The sequence below is a fragment of the Streptomyces sp. NPDC058326 genome (assembly GCF_042879855.1).
Lineage (GTDB): Bacteria > Actinomycetota > Actinomycetes > Streptomycetales > Streptomycetaceae > Streptomyces.
In genome coordinates this window covers 118,375-139,311 of sequence record NZ_JBHVZO010000010.1, presented here as the reverse complement: position 1 = coordinate 139,311, position 20,937 = coordinate 118,375, and the positions used below count along the sequence as shown (strand labels likewise).

21 protein-coding genes are annotated in these 20,937 nt (G+C 72.0%); 7 read left to right on the top strand and 14 right to left on the bottom strand.

Annotated elements, in window-relative coordinates; translation table 11 throughout:
• Positions 1-112 precede the first annotated feature (112 nt).
• Complete coding sequence (locus tag ACFVYX_RS20025; RefSeq protein ID WP_389682723.1) at positions 113-1,693, top strand: alpha/beta hydrolase; 1,581 nt, start codon at positions 113-115, stop codon at positions 1,691-1,693.
• Between the two features lie 55 nt (positions 1,694-1,748).
• Here ACFVYX_RS20025 and ACFVYX_RS20020 read toward each other — a convergent pair whose 3' ends face one another.
• Both ACFVYX_RS20020 and ACFVYX_RS20015 read right to left on the bottom strand, forming a co-directional pair.
• The gene (locus tag ACFVYX_RS20020) at positions 1,749-2,783 is read right to left on the bottom strand and encodes an NAD-dependent epimerase/dehydratase family protein (RefSeq protein ID WP_389682722.1); all 1,035 of its coding nucleotides are present in this window, start codon (positions 2,781-2,783) and stop codon (positions 1,749-1,751) included.
• 64 nt (positions 2,784-2,847) lie between these two features.
• Positions 2,848-3,567: a lysophospholipid acyltransferase family protein gene (locus ACFVYX_RS20015; protein WP_389682857.1), complete on the bottom strand. Its 720-nt coding sequence runs from the start codon at positions 3,565-3,567 to the stop codon at positions 2,848-2,850.
• A gap of 78 nt (positions 3,568-3,645) precedes the next feature.
• Here ACFVYX_RS20015 and ACFVYX_RS20010 point away from each other — a divergent pair, with 78 nt between their 5' ends.
• Complete coding sequence (locus tag ACFVYX_RS20010; RefSeq protein WP_389682721.1) at positions 3,646-4,635, top strand: DUF3048 domain-containing protein; 990 nt, start codon at positions 3,646-3,648, stop codon at positions 4,633-4,635.
• A gap of 27 nt (positions 4,636-4,662) precedes the next feature.
• Here the strand turns inward: ACFVYX_RS20010 and ACFVYX_RS20005 are convergent, their stop codons facing one another.
• The 5 genes from ACFVYX_RS20005 to ACFVYX_RS19985 all read right to left on the bottom strand — a co-directional run bounded on the left by ACFVYX_RS20005 (position 4,663) and on the right by ACFVYX_RS19985 (position 9,267).
• Entirely contained in the window at positions 4,663-4,872 is a 210-nt protein-coding gene (locus ACFVYX_RS20005) for a hypothetical protein (RefSeq protein WP_389682864.1), read from the bottom strand.
• Positions 4,873-5,032: 160 nt separating this feature from the next.
• Positions 5,033-5,983: a cytochrome c oxidase assembly protein gene (locus ACFVYX_RS20000; RefSeq protein WP_389682720.1), complete on the bottom strand. Its 951-nt coding sequence runs from the start codon at positions 5,981-5,983 to the stop codon at positions 5,033-5,035.
• A 104-nt stretch (positions 5,984-6,087) separates the two neighbouring features.
• Entirely contained in the window at positions 6,088-7,113 is a 1,026-nt protein-coding gene (locus ACFVYX_RS19995) for a 6-phosphofructokinase (RefSeq protein WP_389682719.1), read from the bottom strand.
• A gap of 158 nt (positions 7,114-7,271) precedes the next feature.
• Positions 7,272-8,000 (bottom strand): type 1 glutamine amidotransferase, encoded by a 729-nt coding sequence (locus ACFVYX_RS19990; RefSeq protein ID WP_389682718.1) that lies wholly within the window; start codon positions 7,998-8,000, stop codon positions 7,272-7,274.
• Positions 8,001-8,019: 19 nt separating this feature from the next.
• Positions 8,020-9,267, bottom strand: a complete 1,248-nt coding sequence (locus ACFVYX_RS19985) for a MurT ligase domain-containing protein (protein WP_389682717.1) — start codon at positions 9,265-9,267, stop codon at positions 8,020-8,022.
• Positions 9,268-9,393: 126 nt separating this feature from the next.
• Here ACFVYX_RS19985 and def point away from each other — a divergent pair, with 126 nt between their 5' ends.
• The gene (def, locus tag ACFVYX_RS19980) at positions 9,394-9,954 is read left to right on the top strand and encodes a peptide deformylase (protein ID WP_389682716.1); all 561 of its coding nucleotides are present in this window, start codon (positions 9,394-9,396) and stop codon (positions 9,952-9,954) included.
• 74 nt (positions 9,955-10,028) lie between these two features.
• Here def and ACFVYX_RS19975 read toward each other — a convergent pair whose 3' ends face one another.
• Complete coding sequence (locus tag ACFVYX_RS19975) at positions 10,029-10,676, bottom strand: TetR family transcriptional regulator (protein WP_389682715.1); 648 nt, start codon at positions 10,674-10,676, stop codon at positions 10,029-10,031.
• Positions 10,677-10,838: 162 nt separating this feature from the next.
• On the opposite strand from ACFVYX_RS19975, the gene ACFVYX_RS19970 reads away from it, so the two are divergent.
• Positions 10,839-12,050 carry an acyl-CoA dehydrogenase family protein gene (locus ACFVYX_RS19970; RefSeq protein ID WP_389682714.1) on the top strand — a complete coding sequence of 404 codons (1,212 nt, stop codon included), beginning with the start codon at positions 10,839-10,841 and terminating at the stop codon, positions 12,048-12,050.
• Positions 12,051-12,207: 157 nt separating this feature from the next.
• On the opposite strand, the gene ACFVYX_RS19965 is transcribed toward ACFVYX_RS19970, so the two are convergent.
• The 3 genes from ACFVYX_RS19965 to ACFVYX_RS19955 form a co-directional block, all read right to left on the bottom strand.
• Positions 12,208-12,393 (bottom strand): hypothetical protein, encoded by a 186-nt coding sequence (locus tag ACFVYX_RS19965; RefSeq protein WP_389682713.1) that lies wholly within the window; start codon positions 12,391-12,393, stop codon positions 12,208-12,210.
• Positions 12,394-12,470: 77 nt separating this feature from the next.
• A complete protein-coding gene (locus ACFVYX_RS19960; protein WP_389682712.1) occupies positions 12,471-12,938 on the bottom strand; it encodes a VOC family protein in 468 nt (155 codons plus the stop codon).
• A gap of 75 nt (positions 12,939-13,013) precedes the next feature.
• Complete coding sequence (locus ACFVYX_RS19955) at positions 13,014-13,823, bottom strand: shikimate dehydrogenase family protein (protein WP_389682711.1); 810 nt, start codon at positions 13,821-13,823, stop codon at positions 13,014-13,016.
• 225 nt (positions 13,824-14,048) lie between these two features.
• Between ACFVYX_RS19955 and ACFVYX_RS19950 the strand changes: the two genes are divergently transcribed.
• From ACFVYX_RS19950 to ACFVYX_RS19940, 3 genes are all read left to right on the top strand, one after another.
• Positions 14,049-14,738 carry a siderophore-interacting protein gene (locus ACFVYX_RS19950; protein WP_389682709.1) on the top strand — a complete coding sequence of 230 codons (690 nt, stop codon included), beginning with the start codon at positions 14,049-14,051 and terminating at the stop codon, positions 14,736-14,738.
• A gap of 81 nt (positions 14,739-14,819) precedes the next feature.
• On the top strand, positions 14,820-15,866 hold the full coding sequence (locus ACFVYX_RS19945) for a 3-dehydroquinate synthase family protein (protein WP_389682708.1): 1,047 nt from the start codon (positions 14,820-14,822) through the stop codon (positions 15,864-15,866).
• A gap of 47 nt (positions 15,867-15,913) precedes the next feature.
• Complete coding sequence (locus tag ACFVYX_RS19940) at positions 15,914-16,951, top strand: aldo/keto reductase (protein ID WP_389682707.1); 1,038 nt, start codon at positions 15,914-15,916, stop codon at positions 16,949-16,951.
• 79 nt (positions 16,952-17,030) lie between these two features.
• Here the strand turns inward: ACFVYX_RS19940 and ACFVYX_RS19935 are convergent, their stop codons facing one another.
• The 3 genes from ACFVYX_RS19935 to ACFVYX_RS19925 form a co-directional block, all read right to left on the bottom strand.
• The gene (locus ACFVYX_RS19935; protein ID WP_389682706.1) at positions 17,031-18,059 is read right to left on the bottom strand and encodes a methyltransferase; all 1,029 of its coding nucleotides are present in this window, start codon (positions 18,057-18,059) and stop codon (positions 17,031-17,033) included.
• Between the two features lie 106 nt (positions 18,060-18,165).
• Positions 18,166-19,578, bottom strand: coding sequence for an FAD-binding oxidoreductase (locus ACFVYX_RS19930; protein ID WP_389682705.1), 1,413 nt, complete (start codon positions 19,576-19,578; stop codon positions 18,166-18,168).
• A complete protein-coding gene (locus ACFVYX_RS19925) occupies positions 19,575-20,936 on the bottom strand; it encodes a sulfate adenylyltransferase subunit 1 (protein ID WP_389682704.1) in 1,362 nt (453 codons plus the stop codon). Before ACFVYX_RS19925 ends, ACFVYX_RS19930 begins: the two co-directional genes overlap by 4 nt.
• Position 20,937: the final 1 nt, after the last annotated feature.

The following is a 20,937-nucleotide window of genomic DNA, read 5'->3' as shown; positions in this document are numbered from 1 at the left end:
GCAAAGAAACACGTGTTCGGTCTTTCATTGGGAGCCTCCGGGACGAAAGGATCTCCCGGACAGCCGAACAGGGCGCCGCCACGGGGGGCGGCGCCACACAGGGGGAGGACCCGTGGGACGTAAGGCAGTGCTCGGCTCGGCCGGCACTCTGATAGCGGGCACGCTCGTCGTGGGCGCGCTCGCCGCCCCGGCGGCGAACGCCGACAGCGACCGTCACCTGCGCGACGCCGAGGCGATCGGCGTCACCGTCGCCGCCGCGCGGGCCGCCCGGGCGGGCATCGACTGGCAGGACTGCCCGGCCGACTGGGGCCTGGAGAAGCCGATCCAGTGCGGCTGGGTCTCCGTCCCGGTCGACTACGCGAAGCCCCACGGCAAGAAGATCAAGATCGCGGTCGACCGGATCAACGCCACCGGCACGCCCGCCGAGCGCCAGGGCGCGCTCCTCTACAACCCCGGCGGACCCGGCGGCTCCGGCCTGCGCTTCCCGCGCCGGGTCACCACCAAGAACGCGATCTGGGCGAACGCCGCCAAGGCCTACGACTTCGTGGGATTCGACCCGCGCGGTGTCGGCAAGTCGGCCCCCATCTCCTGCGTCGACCCGGCCGAGTTCGTCAAGGGCCCCAAGCTCGACCCGGTCCCCGACAGCGAGGCCGACAAGCGCGCCCAGCGCAAGCTCGCCGCTGAGTACGCCCAGGGCTGTGTGGAGAAGAGCGGCGACATCCTGCCGTACATCAACACGCTCAACACCGCCCGCGACCTCGACGTCATCCGCGCCGCCCTCGGCGAGAAGAAGCTCAACTTCGTCGGCGTCTCCTACGGCACCTACCTCGGGGCGGTCTACGGCACGCTCTTCCCGAGCCACGTCCGCCGCATGGTCCTCGACAGCGTCGTCAACCCGTCGACGCGCAAGATCTGGTACGAGGTCAACCTCGACCAGGACATCGCCTTCGAGGGCCGGCTCGAGGACTGGATGACCTGGGTCGCCCAGCACGACGCCACCTACCACCTCGGCGACACCTACGCGGAGGTCCGGCAGCAGTGGGAGACCCTGCGCGCCGCCGCCAAGAAGGCGCCCCTCGGCGGCAAGGTCGGCCCGGCCGAGCTCATCGGCTTCTTCCAGAACGCCCCGTACTACGACTCCATGTGGGCCCCCGTGGCCGAGGCCTGGAGCGCCTACGCCGCCGGCGACCCGCAGCCGCTCATCGACTCGGCCGCGTCCGACCCGACCGACACGGCCGGCAACGCCGCCTCGGAGAACGGCAACGCCGTCTACACCGCGGTCGAGTGCGCCGACGCGCCCTGGCCGACCAGCTGGAAGAAGTGGGACCGGGACAACAGCCGCCTCCACGAGCAGTACCCGTTCATGACCTGGGCCAACGCCTGGATGAACCTGCCCTGCGCCACCTGGTCCGCCCCGCGCCAGCGCCCGACCGAGGTCAGGACCGGCAAGGGCCTGCCGCCGGTGCTCATCACCCAGGCCGAGCGCGACGCCGCCACCCCGTACGCCGGCGCCGTGGAACTGCACAAGCGGTTCAAGGGCTCGCGCCTGATCACCGAGAAGGACGCCGGCTCGCACGGCATCACCAACCTGGTCAACCCCTGCCTCAACACCAAGGTCGAGGCCTACCTGCTGACCGGGAAGCTGGACGCCAGGGACCAGACCTGCGCCCCGCACGCCACGCCGCAGCCGTAACGGACCGAACCGCGGGACAAGGGGAGAGGCGGCCCGCCCCTCCCCTTGTCCCGCCTCACCGCCGGGCGGCCAGCCAGGCGTCCTCCGCCGCGTAGTCGAAGAAGTCCACCCCGTACTTCGCGAGATTGGGGAAGGCCTCCCGCCACTCCCGTCCCGACAGATGCCCCGCCAGCCACGCGACCGTCTCCGGCAGCGACTCCGCGTACGACACCACCGGCCGGTACCCCAACTCCCGCTCCGCCGCCGTCATGTCGTAGACGACGGGGTGCGGGGAGTCCCACGGGGTCAGCCCCACGGTGCTCTCCGGCGGACCCTCGATCAGCACCGTCTCGCTCACCGCGCCCATGACCGCGTCGATCGCCGCCCCGATCTCCGCCACCGTCGGCGCCTCCGGGTCGCCGCCGTTGAGCACCCGGCTCCTCGGATTCTCCGCCGCGAGCCGTACGAGCTCCGCCAGGTTGTCCACGTGGACCGGGTGGAACCGCGAGGCGCCGCCGCGCGCGAGCGGCCGCACCGTCCTTCCGTCGAGCACCCGCTTCACGAACCACAGCTCGCGCGGACCCGGGCAGTACGGACCGTGGATGGCGCCCGCCCGCAGCAGCGTCGTCGGCAGCGCGTCGCCCGCCGCGAGCAACTCCTGCTCCAGGGCCACCTTCCGCGTGCTGTACGAGGTGTCGCCGGGTGCGACCGTCCGCCAGTCCTCCGGGATCGGCACCGGGTAGGCGGGGAAGCCGTCCGGCCGGTCCTGGGTGTCGAAACTCCGCCCCTGGTCGTCCTCGTAGACCGCGCCGCTCGACACCACCACCGCCGACCCGATCCGGTCGGCGAGCGCGGTCAACTGCCTGCCGTGCGCGCCGTCGTAGGCCACGATGTCCACGAGCACGTCACAGCCGTCGCCGAGCCCCGCGGCGAGCGCCCCCTCCTCGGTGCGGTCGAGCCGCACCGACCGGACCTCGTCCGGCCACCTCTCGTCCCTGGCGCCACCCCGCGAGGCGGCCGTCACCTCCCAGCCGTCCGCGACGAGGGCCCGCACGGCCGCCCGTCCCACCTGCCCCGTCCCACCCAGCACGAATGCGTTTCCCTTGGTCATGGACGTGACGCTACGGCCGTCCGGTGCCCCCGCCCAGAGGGTTGCGCCCTGCGCGGATCCGCCCTCAGCGTTCCCGCCGGGGGAACTTTCGCGAGGGCTCCTCGCTCTCCGCGTCCGCGGCCTTCACCACCGCCGCGTAGTCGTCGACGTACTCCTGACCGGACAGCCGCAGGATCTCGTACATGATCTCGTCGGTCACCGCGCGGACCACCGCCCGCTCGTCCGCCGACCCCGCGAACCGGGAGAAGTCCAGCGGCTCCCCGAACCGGATGGTGACCCGGCGGATCCTCGGCACCACCTTCCCGGGCGGCTGGATCTCGAAGGTCCCCACCATCGCGCAGGGCACCACGGGCACCCCCGCCGTCAGCGCCATCACCGCCACCCCCACCTTCCCCTTGTAGAGCCGCCCGTCGTGGGAACGCGTCCCCTCCGGATAGACGCCGAGCAGCTCGCCCCGGTCGAGCACCCCGAGACCCTCCCGGATCGCCGCCTTCCCGGCCTCCTTCCCCGACCGGTCGACCGGGATCTGACCGGCCGCCCGGAAGAACGCCGCCGTCAGCCGGCCCTTGATCCCCGGCCCCGTGAAGTACTCCTGCTTCGCGAGGAAGGTGATCCGCCGGTCCAGCACGGCCGGCATCAGGAAGTGGTCGGAGAAGGAGAGGTGATTGCCCGCGACGATCGCCGCGCCCTCCTCCGGAACGTGCTCGAGCCCCTCGATCCGCGGCCTGAACAGCAGCTTCAGGAGCGGTCCCAGCAGCACGTACTTCATCAGGTGGTAGAACACCCGCGGCCCCCGTTCGTCGTCCGTCATGCCCGTTGTATCCGGGCGCGGGCCCGTGGTCCACTGGTGGGGGAGCGTCACATGACGGGCGAACGGGGAACCAGGCGTCCCGGCCGCGTCCTCACCGCGCTGCTCTGCGCGCTGACGGCGGCCGGTCTTTACGCCTGCTCCGACGCGGGCCCTCCCGAACCGGCCACACCGAGCCCCGCCGCGACCACCGGACGCTCGCCCTTCACGGGGCTGCCCGCGCGGCCCGCCCCGGTCCTGGCCGTCAAGATCGACAACGTGCCCGCGGCACGGCCCCACACCGGACTCGGCGCGGCCGACCTCGTCTACGTCGAACAGGTCGAGGGCGGCGTCACCCGGCTCCTCGCCGTGTACTCCTCCCGCCTCCCCGAACTCGCGGGACCCGTCCGCAGCGCCCGCGAGTCCGACATCGAGCTCCTCGGCGCCTTCGGCCGGCCGGTCCTCGCCTACTCGGGAGCGCAGTCCGCCCTGAACCCCCTGCTCGGCGCGGCCCCGCTCCACCCCGTCACCGAGACCACTGCCCCCGGCTCCTTCCGCCGCGCACCCGACCGGCCCGCCCCGCACAACCTCTACCTGCGGCCCGAGCGGGCCCTCGCCACCGATCCCGGGGCGCCGAACGCCCCGGACGTCGGCTTCCGCTTCGGCCCGGCCCCGGCCGGCGGCACACCGGTCGATTCCGAGACCGTCCGCTTCCCCGCCGCCCGCTACACCTTCACCTGGTCCGAGGCCGACCGGAGCTGGCGGGTGGCCATGGACGGCCGTGCGGCCCGCGCCACGGACACCGGACCGCTGAGCCCGTCGACGGTGGTCGTCCAGCGCGTCACCGTCCGCGCCTCCGCCTTCCACGACCGGACCGGCGCCGTCTCCCCGTACACCGAGACCGTCGGCAGCGGCACCGCGCTCGTGCTGCGCGACGGCCGCGCCCACGAGGCCCGCTGGTCCCGGCCCTCGACGGCGTCCGGCACCACCTTCACCACCCCGGGCGGAGCGCCACTGGCCTTCGCACCGGGACAGGTCTGGCTGGTCCTGGCCCCCAAGGGCTAGACGGCCTCCTAGGTGGTGCCTTGTCGATCAGGCCGGGCGCCGCGGGCCCGTCGGCGGGCGGCGGCGGGGGCCCGAGGGGGTCCCGCTTTCCGACGCCGCCATGCCGATCGTGGCCACTCCCAGCACCACCCAGCCGAACCAGAGCCAGCCGCTGCTGCCGAGCGCCACCGTATAAGCCGTCGCCATCACCAGCGCGGCGCAGGTGAGCACCGCCATCGTCTTCGTGGGACCGGACATCGCCCGTCCTCCTCCCGCCGAGGCCACGGAAGCCGTCCTGCCCATCGTGACCCCCGGAGAGGGGCGCGCGCTACTCCCCGGACACTCCGGCGTGCGCCGGAAAAGGGAACCGGGCCCCGCGCCATGATCGGCGCGGGGCCCGGAAAGGGTCCGTGGAGCGTCACCGGCTCCCGGTGCGGAGCGAGGCCAGGTACGCGTTGTACGCCTCCAGCTCCTTGTCCCCGTCGCGGTCGGCCTTCCGGTCCTGGCGGACCGCCTGCCGCTGCTCGGAGTGGTACCACTGGTAGACCAGCGCGATCAGCACGAGCACGGACGGGATCTCGCTGAACGCCCAGGCGATGCCGCCCGCCGCGTTCTGGTCGGTGAGCACGTCGATCCCCAGTGAGGCCGGCGGATTCTCGAACGCCGTGACCATGGGCTCCGACGCCATCATCAGCGCGATGCCGAAGAAGGCGTGGAACGGCATGCCCGCGAACAGCTCCAGCATCCGCATCACATAGCCGGGCCGGTGCGGGCCCGGGTCGACGCCCATGATCGGCCAGAAGAAGACCACGCCCACCATCAGGAAGTGGACCATCATCCCGATGTGGCCGGGCGTCGAGCCCATCAGCACGTCGAAGAGCGGCGTGAAGTACAGCGCGTACAGGCTCGCGATGAACATCGGGATCGTGAAACCGGGGTGCGTGACGACCTTCATGTACCGGCTGTGCAGCAGCTTCAGGAGCAGCTCGCGCGGCCCCGCGGACCCACGGCCCGCCACCGGAAGGGCTCGCAGCGCGAGCGTCACCGGCGCGCCGAGCAGCAGCAGGATCGGCGACAGCATGGAGATCACCATGTGCTGCACCATGTGCACGCTGAACATGACCATGCCGTAGTCGTTGAGCCTGGTGCACGTCACGAGCGCGACGGTCAGCACGCCGACCGTGAAGAACACCGTCCGGCTCACCGGCCACGCGTCCCCGCGCCGCCGCAGCCGCGCCACGCCCCAGCCGTACAGACCGAGCGCCGCGAGGCAGCCGATCAGGAAGAAGAGGTCGGGAGAGAACTCCAGGCCCCGCCCCAGCGTGAACGGCGGCAGATCCATGGTCATGCCGTGCCCGCTGTGATCCATCGTGTGCACTCCTGGAGCCCGATTCGCGCTTGTTGTCCGCACCAGACTAGAACCGCCCCCGGCCGCGACTGCGACCGGGGGCGGATGTCACGTACGGACGGCGCTCAGAGAACGCACTCGGCTTCGGCGTAGCGGTCGGCCGGGACCGTCTTGAGGGACTCCACGGCCTGGGCCAGCGGAACCATCGTGATGTCCGTGCCGCGCAGCGCGGTCAGCATGCCGAACTGGCCGCGGTGTGCCGCCTCGACCGCGTGCCAGCCGAAGCGGGTGGCGAGCACCCGGTCGTACGCGGTCGGCGTGCCGCCGCGCTGGACGTGACCGAGGATCACCGGGCGGGCCTCCTTGCCGAGCCGCCGCTCCAGCTCCACCGAGAGCTGGTTGGCGACGCCGGTGAAGCGCTCGTGGCCGTAGATGTCGGTGCCGGCGGTCTTGAAGTCCATCGACCCCTCGCGCGGCTTCGCGCCCTCGGCCACGACGACGATCGCGAAGCGCTTGCCGTCCTCGAAACGGGCGCCGACCCGGGAGGTCAGCTCGTCGATGTCGAAGGGACGCTCGGGGACGACGACGGCGTGCGCGCCGGCGGCCATGCCGGAGTGCAGCGCTATCCAGCCGGTGTGGCGGCCCATGACCTCGACGACGAGGACCCGCTGGTGGGACTCGGCCGTGGTCTTGAGCCGGTCGAGGGCCTCGGTGGCGACGGTCACGGCCGTGTCGAAGCCGAAGGTGACGTCGGTGGAGGCGATGTCGTTGTCGATGGTCTTCGGGACGCCGACGATCGGGAGACCCGCCTCGGAGAGCAGGTTCGCCGCCTTCAGGGTCCCCTCGCCGCCGATCGGGATGATCGCGTCGAGTCCCAGGTCGGCCACGTGGCCGCGGGCGCGCTCGACGCCGTCGACCAGATGGGCGGGCTGGACCCGCGAGGAGCCGAGGATGGTGCCGCCCCGGGCCAGGATGCCGCCCACCGCTTCGAGATCGAGCTTGCGGTAGTCGCACTCCAGCAGGCCCTTCCACCCGTCGAGGAAGCCGATGACCTCGTCGCCGTGGTCGACGACGGCGCGGTGCACGACGGAACGGATGACAGCGTTCAGACCGGGGCAGTCTCCGCCGGAGGTGAGCACGCCAATGCGCATAGCCCAAAAACCTTTGCAACGTGGGCCGACTCCCGGACCACGTCGTCCGGCTGGATTCCCGCCACCCTATCGTCGCAGGGTGGCGGGGCCGAACCGGATGTCCGCACAGTGGACAACGTACGTTCGTACGAGGGACCAACGGCGGCGCGCGGGCTGACTCAGGCGGGCTGGGTGGCCGCGGCGACGCGCTCGGCGCGCAGCGCCTCGTACCAGCGGTCGTCGGTCGGCGGCAGCGCGTTCACGTCGAGGGCCAGCTTCAGGAGCAGGTCCGCGATCTGCGGGTTGCGGGCCATGACGGGACCGTGCATGTACGTACCGAACACGGTGTCGTTGTACGCGCCCTCGGTGCCGTCGCCGGTCCCGTTGCCCTTGCCGAGCACGGTCCGGGCGAACGGCCGGGCCGTCGGGCCGAGATGCGTGATGCCCTGGTGGTTCTCGAAGCCCGTCAGCTGGGGCAGGCCGAGCCGCGGGTCGATGTCCGCGAGGACGTCGCCGACGCACCGCTCGCCCTCGCCACGGGTCGAGATGACGTCGATGAGACCGAGACCGGCCTCCCGCTCGCCGAGGTCGTTGATGAACTCGTGGCCCAGGATCTGGTAGCCGGCGCAGACGGAGAAGATGATCGCGCCGTTGGAGGCGGCCCGGCTCAGGCCGCCGTCGCGCCGCAGCCGCTCGGCCGCGAGCCGCTGGGGCCGGTCCTCGCCGCCGCCGATCAGGTAGATGTCGCCCGAGGTCGGCACCGGCTGGTCGCTGCGGACGTCGACGCGCTCGACGCTGAGGCCGCGCTGCTCGGCGCGGCGCTGGACGACGAGGACGTTGCCCTGGTCGCCGTAGGTGCTGAGCAGGTCCGGGTAGACCCAGACCAGGCGCAGGCTGCTGTCAGTCATGCTGCATGTCCTCTACGGGTCAGTTGCCGACGCGGCGGCGGACGTCCTGGAAGGCGGTGTAGTTGGCGATCAGCTCGATCTGCCCGGGCGGGGCCATCGCGACGGCCTCGTCGAGCGTCTCGCAGACGCGGAAGTCCACGCCCGCGACCTCCAGGCGTACCGCGAGGTCCAGCTTCCGGTCGCCGATCACCATGATCGGGTGGCCGGCGAGCCGGCCGTAGTCCACGTCCCACAGCCAGGAGGTGTCCGTGCCGTCGGCGCCACGCGCGTTGACGGAGAGGATCACCGGGGCGGGCGGCCCGTCGATGAGGGAGAAGGTCTCGAGCCAGCCGGCCGGGTTCTTCGCGAGCAGCAGACGCAGGTCGCGGCCCTGGAAGGAGATGACGTCATAGCGGCCGGCGACGGCCTGCACCTGGTACATGCGCTCCAGGGCCACCTGCGGCGGCACCCCGAAGACGGCGGCGACGGCGGCCGAGGTGGCGGCGTTCGCCTTGTTGGCGCGGCCGGGCAGCTGGAGGCGGATCGGCCAGGCCGAACCGTGCGGGTCGAGGACGTGGTCGCCGCTGAGCGCCCAGCTCGGCGCGGGACGGCGGAAGCCGCACTCGCCGCAGAACCAGTCGTCGCCCGGACGCTGCATCACGCCGCCGCAGGCGGGGCACGACCAGGCGTCGTCCTTCCACTCCTGGCCGGCGGCCACCCACACCACGTTCGGCGAGGAGGAGGCGGCCCACACGATGAGCGGGTCGTCGGCGTTGGCGACGACGACGGCCTTGGTGCCGTTGAGACCCTCGCGCCACTTCTCGGCGAGCATCCGGGTCTCGGCGGCGCGGTCGAGCTGGTCGCGGGAGAGGTTGAGCAGCGCGATCACCTTGGGCGTGGTGTCACGGGCGACCCCGGCGAGGTACTTCTCGTCGACCTCGATCACGCCGTACTTGGAGTCCGAGCCGCCGGCGAGGGCCGAGGTGATGCCCGCGGGCATGTTGGCGCCGAGGGCGTTCGAGACGACGGGGCCGGCGGCGCGCAGTGCCTCCGCGATCAGCCGGGTCGTCGTCGTCTTGCCGTTGGTCGCCGACACCAGGACGACGTCCAGATGCTGCGCGAGCCGGCCGAGCAGGTCGGGGTCGAGCTTCAGCGCCACCTTGCCGCCGATCACCGATCCACTGCCGCGCCCCGCCGCACGCGACACCGCGGCCGCGGCCCTGCCCGCCGTCACGGCCAGCTTGGCGCGCGGCGACAGCGGCTCTGGATTACCGGGGTGTCCTGACATCGTTCTTGTTCCTCCTTGCGTCGGTCCGGGCTCAGCCTATCGAGATCCGGCCAGCAGCCCGAACAGCGGCACCGTGTAGCGGCCGCGAGAAACAGCCAGGTCACGGCGGACCGTACCCTTACGGCCATGCGAAACCGCCCCATCCCCGGCAGTTCCGGCCTCGTCCGAGCGATGACTCTGCTCGGCGACCCCGTACTGCACAGCCCCTGCGAGCCCGTCACCGACTTCGGTCCCGAACTGGCCCGGCTCGTCGAGGACATGTTCGCCACGATGTACGCGGCGAACGGCGTGGGCCTGGCGGCCAACCAGGTGGGCGTGGGCCTGCGTATCTTCGTCTACGACTGCCCCGACGACGAGGAGACCCGTCACCTGGGCCATGTGGTGAACTCGCGCCTGGTGGAGGCGGACGGCGAGGTGATCCGGGGTCCGGAGGGCTGCCTCTCGCTGCCGGGTCTCGAAGCGCCGACGCCCCGGTACGACCGTGCGGTGGTCGAGGGCGTACGGCTGGACGGCACGCCGGTACGGGTCGAGGGCACGGGCTTCTTCGCCCGCTGCCTCCAGCACGAGACCGACCATCTGGAGGGCGGGGTCTACGCCGACCGTGTCACGGGGTGGCGCAAGTCACGTCTGCTCCGGGCGATCCGCAAGGAGCCGTGGGGGAGCGGGGCCGGACTGCCGGAGGCGTAGGGGCGCTCCTGGGGGCCTTGTCGATCAGGCCGGGCTCGCGGCTCGCTGATCCGGCCCGATCGGCAGGGCACCCGCTAGAAGCCGGGTCCGCCAGGGCGGTCGTCGGCCTCCGCGAGCCGGCCCCACAGGAGGTCGGCCAGGCTCTTGACCAGGTCCTCGCGGGGGCACGGGCGTTCGCCGAGCCACCAGTCGCCGGCCGCGTGCATCATGCCGACGATGCCGTGGCCCCAGATCCGGGCCTGGGCCTCTGCGGCGGGGCCGAGGTCGACGCGCTCGGCGATGACCTGGCCGAGCTCCTCGCCCATGCGGCGGAGCAGCGGCGCGGAGTGGCGGCCGACGTCGAAGCCCTGCTCGGTCTGGTGCGGTTCCTCCGCGGGGTGCATGAGGAAGCGGTAGACCTGGGGCATCGCCTCGATCGAGGCGAGATAGGTGTCGAGGGTGGCCTCGACCCGGCGGCGCCGGTCGGCGGGCGCGTCGAGCGCGGCCCGCAGGGCGGAGAGGAGGGCGTCCGTGTGCCGGATGGCGAGGGCGCGGTACAGGCCGCCCTTGTCGCCGAAGTGGCGGTAGAGGATCGGCTTGGTGATGCCGGCCTCGGCCGCGATCGCGTTCATGGACGCCTTGGGGCCCTCCCGGAGCACCACCCGGTCCGCCGCCTCCAGCAGTTCGCGCCGCCGCTGCTCGGCGGGCGTCTGCTGGTCGGTGGTCCGGTGTGCGATATCCATAGCGTGGCTCCCCGCCCGTGCGATTCCGTGAGGCTGTCGCAACGTAACACCCGGCCGCTGCCCGTCGCTGGCCGGGCCGAACCGCTCCGCTGCTGGTTGACAGCCCATACCCGCCGGTAACAGACTGGTGTTACCGCAAGTAACGTACCGCTGGGAGGGCAAATGGGCGAGTTCACGCTCGAACTCAACGATGACCAGAAGCAGGTCCGCGACTGGCTCCACGGCTTCGCCGCCGATGTGATGCGCCCCGCGGCCGCCGAGTGGGACGAGCGTGAGGAGACCCCCTGGCCGATCATCCAGGAAGCGGCCAAGCTCGGCATCTACTCCCTGGACTTCTACGCCCAGCAGTTCTTCGACCCCACCGGTCTCGGCATCCCGATGGCGATGGAGGAGCTCTTCTGGGGCGACGCCGGCATAGCCCTCTCCATCGTCGGCACGGGCCTCGCCGCCGTCGGCGTCCTCGCCAACGGAACCGAGGAGCAGATCGGCACCTGGATCCCGCAGATGTACGGCGACGCCGACGACGTCAAGGTCGCCGCGTTCTGCTCCTCCGAGCCCGACGCCGGCTCGGACGTCGCCTCCATGCGGACCCGGGCCGTGTACGACGAGGCCAAGGACGAGTGGGTCCTCAACGGCACCAAGACCTGGGCGACCAACGGCGGCATCGCCAACGTCCACGTCGTCGTCGCCGTCGTCGACGCGGAGCTCGGCTCCAAGGGACACGCCTCCTTCATCGTCCCGCCGAACACCCCCGGTCTGTCCCAGGGCCAGAAGTTCCAGAAGCACGGCATCCGCGCCTCCCACACCGCCGAGGTGGTCCTGGAGGACGTCCGGATCCCCGGCCACTGCCTCCTCGGCGGCAAGGACAAGCTGGACGAGCGCCTCGCCAGGGCCCGTGAGCGCGCCCGGAGCGGAGAGAGGGTGAAGAACGCGGCCATGGCCACCTTCGAGGCCTCCCGCCCCGCGGTCGGCGCCATGGCCGTCGGCACCGCCCGCGCCGCGTACGAGGTCGCCCTGGACTACGCGAAGACCCGCGTCCAGTTCGGCCGCCCGATCATCGAGAACCAGGGCGTCGCCTTCCAGCTCGCCGACATGGCCACCCAGATCGACGCGGCCCGGCTCCTCGTCTGGCGCGCCTCCTGGATGGCCACGGCGGGCAAGCCCTTCACGGCGGCCGAGGGATCCATGTCCAAGCTGTACGCAAGCGAGGTCGCCAAGCAGGTCACCGGCCAGGCGATCCAGATCCTCGGCGGGAACGGCTACACCCGCGAGTACCCGGTGGAGCGCATGCACCGGGACGCGGCCATCTACACGATCTTCGAGGGCACGAGCGAGATCCAGCGCATGGTCATCAGCCGCGCGCTCGCGAAGTAGCGGAGTAGCGGACCGGTCGTGCAGGTGCCGGGGGCCGCGAGCCCGGCATGATCCAAAAGGCAGGCCCTAGGCGTGTCGGTGCGATCCAGATCACCTGGATCGCACCCGCGGGCAGCGGCGGCGCCCGCTCGCCACACCGGCGCGTGGCGGCCGTGGCTCAGGCGACGAGCTCCTGCTCCGTCTGCACCGCGTCGGTCCAGGCGGCCACGAGGACCTGGTAGATCCGCTGCTCGTCCGCCGTCAGCGGGCGGCGCTCCGCGCCGGCGCGCACCCACAGGGTGCGGATCGCGTCGTTCAGGGCTGTGGGGCCGGGGGTCTCTCTGTGCGAGTGGTTGTCGGACATGACGTCCAGCCTAGGTGCTGGGTCCGACAGACCCCGCCTCCGAGGGACGTGTGGTCCGCCACGCCCCCTGCCGGCGGTCACACCAGACAGAACTCATTGCCCTCGGGGTCCTGGAGGACCACCGCGTAGTAGTCCATGCCGTTCGGCTCGTCCATCGTGTACAGGATCGTCGCGCCGATCGCCGTGAGCCGGGACACCTCGCCGTCCACCCTCTCCCGGCGCAGGGCGAGCGGGACGTCGCGGCCGCCGCCGACCTTGAGGTCGAGATGGACGCGGTTCTTGACGGTCTTGGGCTCGGGGACCCGCTGGAACCAGACCCGGGGGCCGGCACCCTTCGGGTCCACGATGGACTCCGGCAGCTCCCCGGCGTCCTCGCCCAGCTCCTCCTCGGGCACACCGATCGCCTCCCAGTACGCCCGCCAGGTGGCGTGCCCCGCGGGCGGCGGATCGGGTACGTACCGCAGGGCCTCCAGCCAGAAGGGCACCAGGCGTTGGGGATCGAGGCAGTCGATCGTGAGTTGCAGGGTCATGTCGGGTCGCTCCATGGAAACGAGCCTCCCAGACACCACTGACAACGGCCCGATCCCGGGCGGCGCCGGCCCGCGAGTCCGCGGACTTGGTCAGGCGAGCGGTCTGCCGAGGTCGAAGAAGTCCACGTACAGGTCCAGCTGGTGGGCCAGCATCGGGGCACCGTAGTGGACCGGGAGGCCGCGCTTCTCGGCAGTCCGCAAGAGCGCGGTGCGGCGGGGCTTCATCACGATGTCGACCACCACCGTGCCGCGGGGCAGGAGGGCCGGCTCGAAGGGCAGGGGATCCTCGGGGCGCATGCCCAGCGGGGTCGCGTTCACCGCGAGATCCGCCGCCACGGGGCCCGCGGCGCTGTGGAAGCGCCCGGGAAAGTGCGGTGACAGCCGTTCGGCAAGGGTGTGCACGCGGCGCTCGTCCCGGTCGGTGACGGTGACTTCGGCACCGGCCGACAACAAGGAGACGGCGATGGCACTGCCCGCCCCTCCCGCGCCCACGAGCCAGACGTGCCGGCCCTCCGGATCGTGTCCCGCGGAGCGCAATCCGCGGACGAAGCCCTCGCCGTCGAAGTTGTCGGCCCGCCATCGGCCGTCCGGGGTCCGGCGCATCGCGTTCGCGCCGTTGCTGAGCGCCGCCGCGGCACTCACCTCGTCGGCCAGGTCCAGGACGGCCCTCTTGTGCGGCACGGTGACGAGCAGTCCGTCGACGTTCCCGCTGCTCCGCAGTCCCCGGACCACGGAGGTGAGGCCCGCCGGTGTCGCGTGCACCGGCACAAGGACCGCATCGATGCCGAGCCGGGCGAACAGCGGGTTCATCATCGTGGGGGCCTGTACCTGCTCGACCGGGTCTCCGATCACGGCGAACAATCGGGTACTGCCGGTGATGCGCTGGTGTTCCGTCGTCACGCCGAACCCTCCGACATCTTCAGGTCAGATCACGTGTGCGCCGAGCCCCGCGAACCATAGCCATGGGCGACCGGACGAGCAACGGGCCCCGTACGGCACGGGTATGGTGAGCGGCAGAGGCGGATCTGACCGGTCGGCGGAGCCAGGGAGAGGCAAGACGGGGTGAGTTTCTCTGACGGGCCCCGGCGCGGCGCCGGGCTGGGGCGGCGGTTCCATGACACTCGGATGCTGGACGTGAAGGTCTCCGAGGTGCGCGACGTCGTCCCGGGTATGCGGGAGCTGACCCTCACGGGGCCGGCGCTGGCGGTCCTGCGCAGCAAACCGGGCGCGCACCTGCCGCTCGAGGTACCGGACGCGGACGGCGTGCCGCGGCTTCGGACGTACTCCGTGTGGGCGCACAACCCGTCGCGCGCCACGCTGACGCTGCGGATCGCACTGCACCGGCCTGGCGGGCCGGGCAGCCGGTGGGCGGCTTCCGCGGTGGCAGGGGACCGGACGCGAGTAGGGGTGCCGCGCAACCGGATCACACTGGAGTCCAGGGCCCGCCACCACGTCTTCATCGGCGAGGAGACCGGAGCCGTGCCGCTGCTGACCATGCTGGCCGCGCTGCCCGCCGGGGCGGCGGCCTGCGGGGTACTGGAGACGACCGGACCCGAGGGCGAGTTCCCGCCCCCCTACGGTCCGCGCGGTCTTCCCTGGGTGCACCGGGGCCGCGCCTCCGCCGTGGGGTCGCGGGTGCTGCTGGAGGCCGTACGGCGGCTGGAGTTGCCACCCGGGCCGGGAATCGCCTACGTAGCGGGCGAGGCGACGACCTGCCGGGCCGTGGTGCGTCATCTCTGCGGTGTGCGGGCCTGGCCCCGCTACGCGGTACGGACCCAGGTCCACTGGGCGGCCGACCGCACCGGCATCATCTGACGCCGGTGCGGGGGCTGATACCGGTCACGGCCGAGCAAGGCCCCCTCGCGCGGGATCGGCGGGCAGCGTTATAAAGAACGCATGACGCGTACACGGCAGTCATCGGCGGTGCGGCGCATCTCCGTCGCGCTGGGAGCTCGCTCCTACACCGTCCACATCGGCCCCGGTGTCAGAGGCCTGCTCGCCGGACTGGTCCGGGACCTCGGCGCGCGGCGGGCCGCCGTGGTCTCCGCCCGGCCGCCGGACGAGACACCGGACCCCGGAGTGCCGGCGCTCCGGGTGCGGCTGGCGGACGGCGAGGAGAACAAGACGTTCGCCACCGTGGAACGGCTGTGCGGCGCGTTCGCCGACTTCGGGCTCACCCGTGATGACGTGGTCGTCTCCTGCGGCGGCGGCACCACCACCGACATCGTCGGGCTCGCGGCAGCGCTCTACCATCGCGGCGTACCCGTGATCCATGTGCCCACCACTCTGCTCGCCCAGGTCGACGCGAGCGTCGGGGGCAAGACCGCGGTGAACCTGCCGCACGGCAAGAACCTCATCGGCGCCTACTGGCAGCCCGCGGCGGTACTCTGCGACACCGACTCCCTGCGGACCCTGCCCGAGCGCGAGTGGCGCAACGGCTACGGTGAGATCGCCCGCTCCCACTTCATCGGGGCCGGAGACCTGCGCGGGCTGCCGGTCGCCGAGCAGATCGCCGCCGGCGTACGGCTCAAGGCTTCGGTGGTGGCCGCCGACGAACACGACGCGGGCCTGCGGCACATCCTGAACTACGGCCACACGCTGGGCCATGCGCTGGAGCGGGCCACGGACTACGGGCTGCGGCACGGCGAGTGCGTGGCGATCGGCACCGTGTTCGCGGGCCGGCTCGCCGGCGCCCTCGGGCGGATCGGCGCCGACCGGGTCGCCGAGCACGAAGAGGTCGTGCGTGCTTACGGGTTGCCCTGCGCGCTGCCCGCGGATGTGGACGCCGCCGACCTGGTCCCGCTCCTGCGGATCGACAAGAAGGCGACGCGGGGTCTGAGCTTCGTACTCGACGGGAGGGACGGAGTGGAGCTGGTGCGGGACGTCCCGGAGGCCGAGGTCCGCCGCACCCTCGCCGGCATGCCCCGGGAGGGGCGGCCCTGACGCCGCCGGGCGTGAACGACAGTCGGACGAGCGGAGGGCGGACCAGCATGGAACGGCGCATCCTCGGCGGGACGGGGATATCGGTCAGTGAACTGGCCCTGGGCTCCATGATGTTCGGGTCGTGGGGCAACCCGGACCGGCAGGAGGCGCGGAAGGTCATCGGAATGGCCCTGGACGCCGGGATCAACCTGGTCGACACCGCCGACATCTACGGCGAGGGCGGCACCGAGGAGATCGTCGGCGAGGCGCTGCGGGGCCGTCGCGACGACGTGGTCCTGGCCACCAAGTTCCACGGACCCATGGGACCGGACCCCAACCACCGCGGAAACTCCCGGCGATGGATCATGCGGGCGGTGGAGAACAGCCTTCGGAGGCTCGGCACCGACCACATCGACCTCTACCAGGTGCACGGAGTCGACCCCTGCACCGACATCGACGAGACGCTCTCCGCCTTGTCGGACCTGGTGCGGACGGGCAAGGTACGGGCGATCGGCACGTCGAACTTCCCGGCCGATCAGCTGGTCGAGGCGCGCTGGACAGCCGAGCGCCGGGGCCACGTCCATCTCTGCTCCGAGCAGCCCGCCTACTCCATCCTCAGCCGGAACGTGGAGGCGCACGTCCTGCCCACCGCGCAGCGACACGGCATGGGTGTCCTGGCCTGGGGGCCGCTGAGCGCCGGCTGGCTCTCCGACGCCGACGCCACACCCGGAAAGGGCCGTACGGTGCTCGAACCGCAGCGGTTCGATCCCGCCGTACCCGCGAACGCCGCCAAGGCCCGTGCGGTGACCCGGCTGCGCGAGCTCGCCGCAGAGGCCGGAATGCCGCTGACCCACCTGGCCGTGGGCTTCGTCCAGGCCCATCCGGCCGTCACCGCCGTCATCATCGGACCGCGGACCGCGGACCAGCTCGCCGACCTGCTGGCCGGTGCCGGGAAGGTGCTGGACGACGAGGTCCTGGACCGGATCGACGAGATCGTGCCGCCCGGCAGCGACCTCAACCCGGCCGACAACCACGCCGTCCGGGGGTTGCTGGCCGACACCGCACGCCGCCGTCGCCCCCACCCCCGGCGCGGCACGCGAGGATGACGGGGGACAAGCGGGAGGAGCCCGCCGCCCCCGGCCCTTGGGCCGGCGGGGCGGCGGGCTTCCGCGCGCCCGTGGGCGCTCAGCTCCGGACGGTCTCCAGGATGCGCAGATCGCCCCCGACCGGGATGCTGCGGCGCACCCTCAGGCCCGCCCGCTCGGCCAGGGTCCGGTAGTCCGACTCCGGCCGGTCCTGGCCGCCCACCAGCACGGTCAGCAGCAGGCCCCGGAGCAGCGCCTCCTGGTCGGACTCCTCGTCCACCACGCTCTCGATGATCAACAGCGGCACGTCGGGGCGCATGACCTCCCGGATCCGGCCCAGTATGCGCACGATGGTGTCGTCGTCCCAGTCGTGCAGCGCGCGCTTGATCGTGTACAGGTCCGCCCCGGCCGGTATCTCCTCGAAGAAGTCCCCGGCGACGAACTCACAACGTCCGTCGACACCCGCCTTGGCGAGGAGCTCCTCGGCCAGCGGCACGATCTCCGGGCGTTCCAGGATCGTGCCGCGGACCGTGGGGTGCTCGGTGAGGACCGCGGCCAGGAGGCTGCCGAGCCCGCCGGCGACATCGACGACGTGCCCCGCCGCCGAGAAGTCGTACGCTCGGGCTATCCCGGCGCTCTCGGCCTCCGAGACCGTGCTCATGGCCGCGTTGAACCGCTGCTTGGCGTCCGGGTCGTCCCTCGTCAGCTCCCAGAACGAGACGCCGTTCGCCTTCTCGAAGGACGACTCGCCGGTGCGTACCGTGTGCAGCAGGTCGCCCCAGGCCGCCCAGTGCCAGTTCGCCGCCATGAAGCGGGCGTCGGCCGACTCGGGGTTGCGCGGCTCGCTCACCAGCACCGCCGACAGGGGGGTCTGGGCATACGTGAGCCCGTCCGGCAGCCGCCGGAACACGCCGAAGGCGCTCAGGGCACGCATCAGCCGGCCCAGCGTGGGGGCGTGCGCCCCGGTACGCCGGGCCAGTTCGGCCACGGTCATCTCACCCTCGGCCAGCAGGTCGGGGACGCCGAGTTCGGTGGCGACATGGACGGCCCTCGACCGCCACGCCCCCTGGAGCACCTCCATCATCTGCCGGTTGGCGTTCTGGTCCACGGTCTCGATGTGCTCGGTCATGTGGTCTCCGCGATCGTCGTCGGATGGGATCGGCTGAGCAGAGCAGAGCAGAGCGGGACGGCGGACGGACGAGCACCGCCGGAAGGTGCGAGGCGCCAGGACAGACCTAGGCCCTCGGCGGGATGTTGTGGTTGAACCGGAACGTGTTGCCCGGGTCCCACACCGTCTTGAGGCTGACGAGACGGTCGTACGCCTCCGCCGTGTACGCCTCGCGCACGTCCGCGGGATCGGTGTGGGCGACGCCCGCCATGAAGTTGAGCATCCGGGTCCCGGTCGACCACGGCGCCAGGGTCGCCACGACCCGGTCGTGCGCCTCGTACACCAGCTCGTCCTGGCCGATGCCGAGTACACCCGCCGAGTACACCTGGAACTGCGCGCTGCCGTGGGCGACCGCGTTGGGCACCAGCGGCGGCCGGGACAGGGCACCGCCGAGGTGGCGGACCTCCAGGATCACCGCGCTGTTCGTGCCGGGGCCGACGAGCGCGAGGACCGCCTCGACCGTGCCCTCGTCCAACGCGGAGAGCTGGAAGTTGTTGATGTGGTACGAGCCGGGCGTGGGCGGGTCGTTGTGGATGGTGCCCACCCGCGTGTACGGGATGTCGGCGACCGTGTCGAGCAGGGTCGGCGCGACCTCCCGCAGCGGCCTGATCAGACGCTCACCCTCCTCAGGGGCGCCGAGGTAGCACAGGCGCACGTGCAGGGCGAAGCGGCCGCGCAGCTCCTCGGGGACACCGTCCACGTCCGGCCAGTCGACCATGAAGAAGGAGGAGCTCATCTCCTCCGGCACCCCGGCGACCCACGTGCGGTAGAGATGGAGCACGTCCCGCACCGACTCCGCCGGGAACCAGAGGCCTCCGGCGTACAGACGGGAGACCTCCACCAGCTCGATCTCGATCGCCGTCACCACGCCGAAGTTGCCCTTGCCGCCGCGCAGCGCCCAGAACAGGTCGGGGTTCTGCTCCTGGTCGGCCACGCGCAGTTCGCCGTCGGCGGTGACCACCTCGATGCTCCGGACGTGGTCGGCGGCATAGCCGTAACGGCGGGAGAGGACGCCGATGCCGCCGCCCAGGGTGTAGGAGACGGCGCCGACGAAGGGGGCCGAACCGTTCAGCGGGGCGAGTCCGTGCTCGGCGGTGAGCGGGATGACGTCCTGCCACAGCACGCCGGCCTCGAGCCGGGCGGTGCGCCGCTCCGGGTCCACGCGTACGCCGTTCATCGCGCGGGAGTCGAGGAAGATCGTGCGGTCGTCGGCGGGCAGGCAGGCGCCGTGCCCGGTGGCCTGGACGGCGACGCCGAGTCCGTGGTCGCGCGCGAAGCGGACCGAGGCCACCACGTCGTCCGCGTCCGTGACGGCCACGACCAGCGCGGGCCGGTGCTCGACGGCACGGTCGAAGCCGTCGACGTGCTCGGCGTAGCCGGGATCGTCCGGCAGGAGGACGGCACCCCGGACGTCCTGCGTGAGTCGCTTCACGGCCCCCGGGGGCAGTGCCGTTCCGTTCTCCGGGTTCGACTTGCTCACTGGCCTTCCTCTTCCTCGTCGTCTGGCGCTGTGAGTGCGCTGGGGGCACCCGTGCCGTACACCGGCCCGGGGCCCGCCAGGCCAGCGGCGAGCGTACTTCCGTCCCCGGAATCGATGAGCAGAAACGAGCCAGTGCGCCGCGAGTCGCGGTAGTCGTCCAGAGCGAGTGGTTCGGCCGTGCTCAGCACCACGCGGCCGATGTCGTTCAGGGCGAGCCGGTCCGGAGCCGGTTCCTCATCGAGCAGCCCGGGTCGGAACCGTGAGGGGATGTCCACGACCAGGGCGCGCACCGTTCTGGTGGTGTGCTTGAGCAGCATCCGGTCGCCCCGGCGCAGCGGACGCCGATGCAGATGACATACCGTGGCCTCGACCGTACGGGTCAGCGGCGGGGCATGGCCCTCCGCCGCGATGAGGTCGCCGCGCGCCACGTCGATGCTGTCGGCGAGCAGCAGGGTGACCGACTGCGGGGACGAGGCCTGCCGCACCGGTACGCCCAGGGCGTCGATGCCCTCGATGGTGGTGGCCGATCCGGAGGGCAGCACCGTCACCCGGTCTCCGACGCGGAACGTTCCCGCGGCGATCCGGCCCGCGTAGCCCCGGTAGTCGGGGTGTGCGGCGGTACGCGGCCGGATGACGTACTGAACCGGGAACCGGGCGGCTGACCCCGCCGGTTCGCCGGTCGGCGGCACGCTTTCCAGATGGTGCAACAAGGTCGGTCCTTCGTACCAGGCGAGCCGGTCCGACGGGGTGACGACCTGGTCGCCGCGGAGCGCCGACAGGGGGATCGCGGTCGGCTCCGGGAGGCCCAGTCCACGCGCCAGCTCGGTGAAATCCCTTGCGACGGTGGCGAACTCCCGCTCCTCGTAGCCCACCAGGTCCATCTTGTTGACGGCGAGGACGACGTGCGGGATCCGCATCAGCGCGGCCACGGCGGCGTGTCGCCGGGACTGCTCCACGACGCCGTGGCGGACATCGACCAGGACCACCATGAGGTCCGCGGTGGACGCGCCGGTGACCGTGTTCCGGGTGTACTCCACGTGGCCCGGGGTGTCGGCCATGACGAACCGGCGCCGGGGTGTGGCGAAGTAGCGGTGCGCCACGTCCACGGTGATGCCCTGCTCGCGCTCGGCCCGCAGCCCGTCGGTCAGCAGAGCGAGGTCAAGTCCCGTGTCACCGTACGGCTGCCCGATCGCCGCCAGCTGATCGGTGAGGACGCACGAGGAGTCGTACAACAGGCGCCCGGCGAGCGTGGACTTGCCGTCGTCCACGCTTCCGGCGAGGGCGAACCGCAGCAGCGTGGTGTCCGTGGGGAGCGGCGGTCCGTCCGTGGACGGAGCCGGGGGTGTCGTGGTCGGCACG

Excerpts from the sequence above, each read along its gene's own strand:
- ACFVYX_RS19940 (WP_389682707.1), top strand. The coding sequence starts at position 15,914 with ATGGAACGGCGCATCCTCGGCGGGACGGGGATATCGGTCAGTGAACTG.
- ACFVYX_RS19970 (WP_389682714.1), top strand. The coding sequence starts at position 10,839 with ATGGGCGAGTTCACGCTCGAACTCAACGATGACCAGAAGCAGGTCCGC.
- ACFVYX_RS19995 (WP_389682719.1), bottom strand. The coding sequence starts at position 7,113 with ATGCGCATTGGCGTGCTCACCTCCGGCGGAGACTGCCCCGGTCTGAAC.
- ACFVYX_RS19950 (WP_389682709.1), top strand. The coding sequence starts at position 14,049 with ATGCTGGACGTGAAGGTCTCCGAGGTGCGCGACGTCGTCCCGGGTATG.
- ACFVYX_RS20010 (WP_389682721.1), top strand. The coding sequence starts at position 3,646 with ATGACGGGCGAACGGGGAACCAGGCGTCCCGGCCGCGTCCTCACCGCG.
- ACFVYX_RS19985 (WP_389682717.1), bottom strand. The coding sequence starts at position 9,267 with ATGTCAGGACACCCCGGTAATCCAGAGCCGCTGTCGCCGCGCGCCAAG.
- ACFVYX_RS20000 (WP_389682720.1), bottom strand. The coding sequence starts at position 5,983 with ATGGATCACAGCGGGCACGGCATGACCATGGATCTGCCGCCGTTCACG.
- ACFVYX_RS19960 (WP_389682712.1), bottom strand. The coding sequence starts at position 12,938 with ATGGAGCGACCCGACATGACCCTGCAACTCACGATCGACTGCCTCGAT.
- ACFVYX_RS20020 (WP_389682722.1), bottom strand. The coding sequence starts at position 2,783 with ATGACCAAGGGAAACGCATTCGTGCTGGGTGGGACGGGGCAGGTGGGA.
- ACFVYX_RS19990 (WP_389682718.1), bottom strand. The coding sequence starts at position 8,000 with ATGACTGACAGCAGCCTGCGCCTGGTCTGGGTCTACCCGGACCTGCTC.
- ACFVYX_RS19935 (WP_389682706.1), bottom strand. The coding sequence starts at position 18,059 with ATGACCGAGCACATCGAGACCGTGGACCAGAACGCCAACCGGCAGATG.
- ACFVYX_RS19965 (WP_389682713.1), bottom strand. The coding sequence starts at position 12,393 with ATGTCCGACAACCACTCGCACAGAGAGACCCCCGGCCCCACAGCCCTG.
- def (WP_389682716.1), top strand. The coding sequence starts at position 9,394 with ATGCGAAACCGCCCCATCCCCGGCAGTTCCGGCCTCGTCCGAGCGATG.
- ACFVYX_RS19975 (WP_389682715.1), bottom strand. The coding sequence starts at position 10,676 with ATGGATATCGCACACCGGACCACCGACCAGCAGACGCCCGCCGAGCAG.
- ACFVYX_RS19945 (WP_389682708.1), top strand. The coding sequence starts at position 14,820 with ATGACGCGTACACGGCAGTCATCGGCGGTGCGGCGCATCTCCGTCGCG.
- ACFVYX_RS20005 (WP_389682864.1), bottom strand. The coding sequence starts at position 4,872 with ATGTCCGGTCCCACGAAGACGATGGCGGTGCTCACCTGCGCCGCGCTG.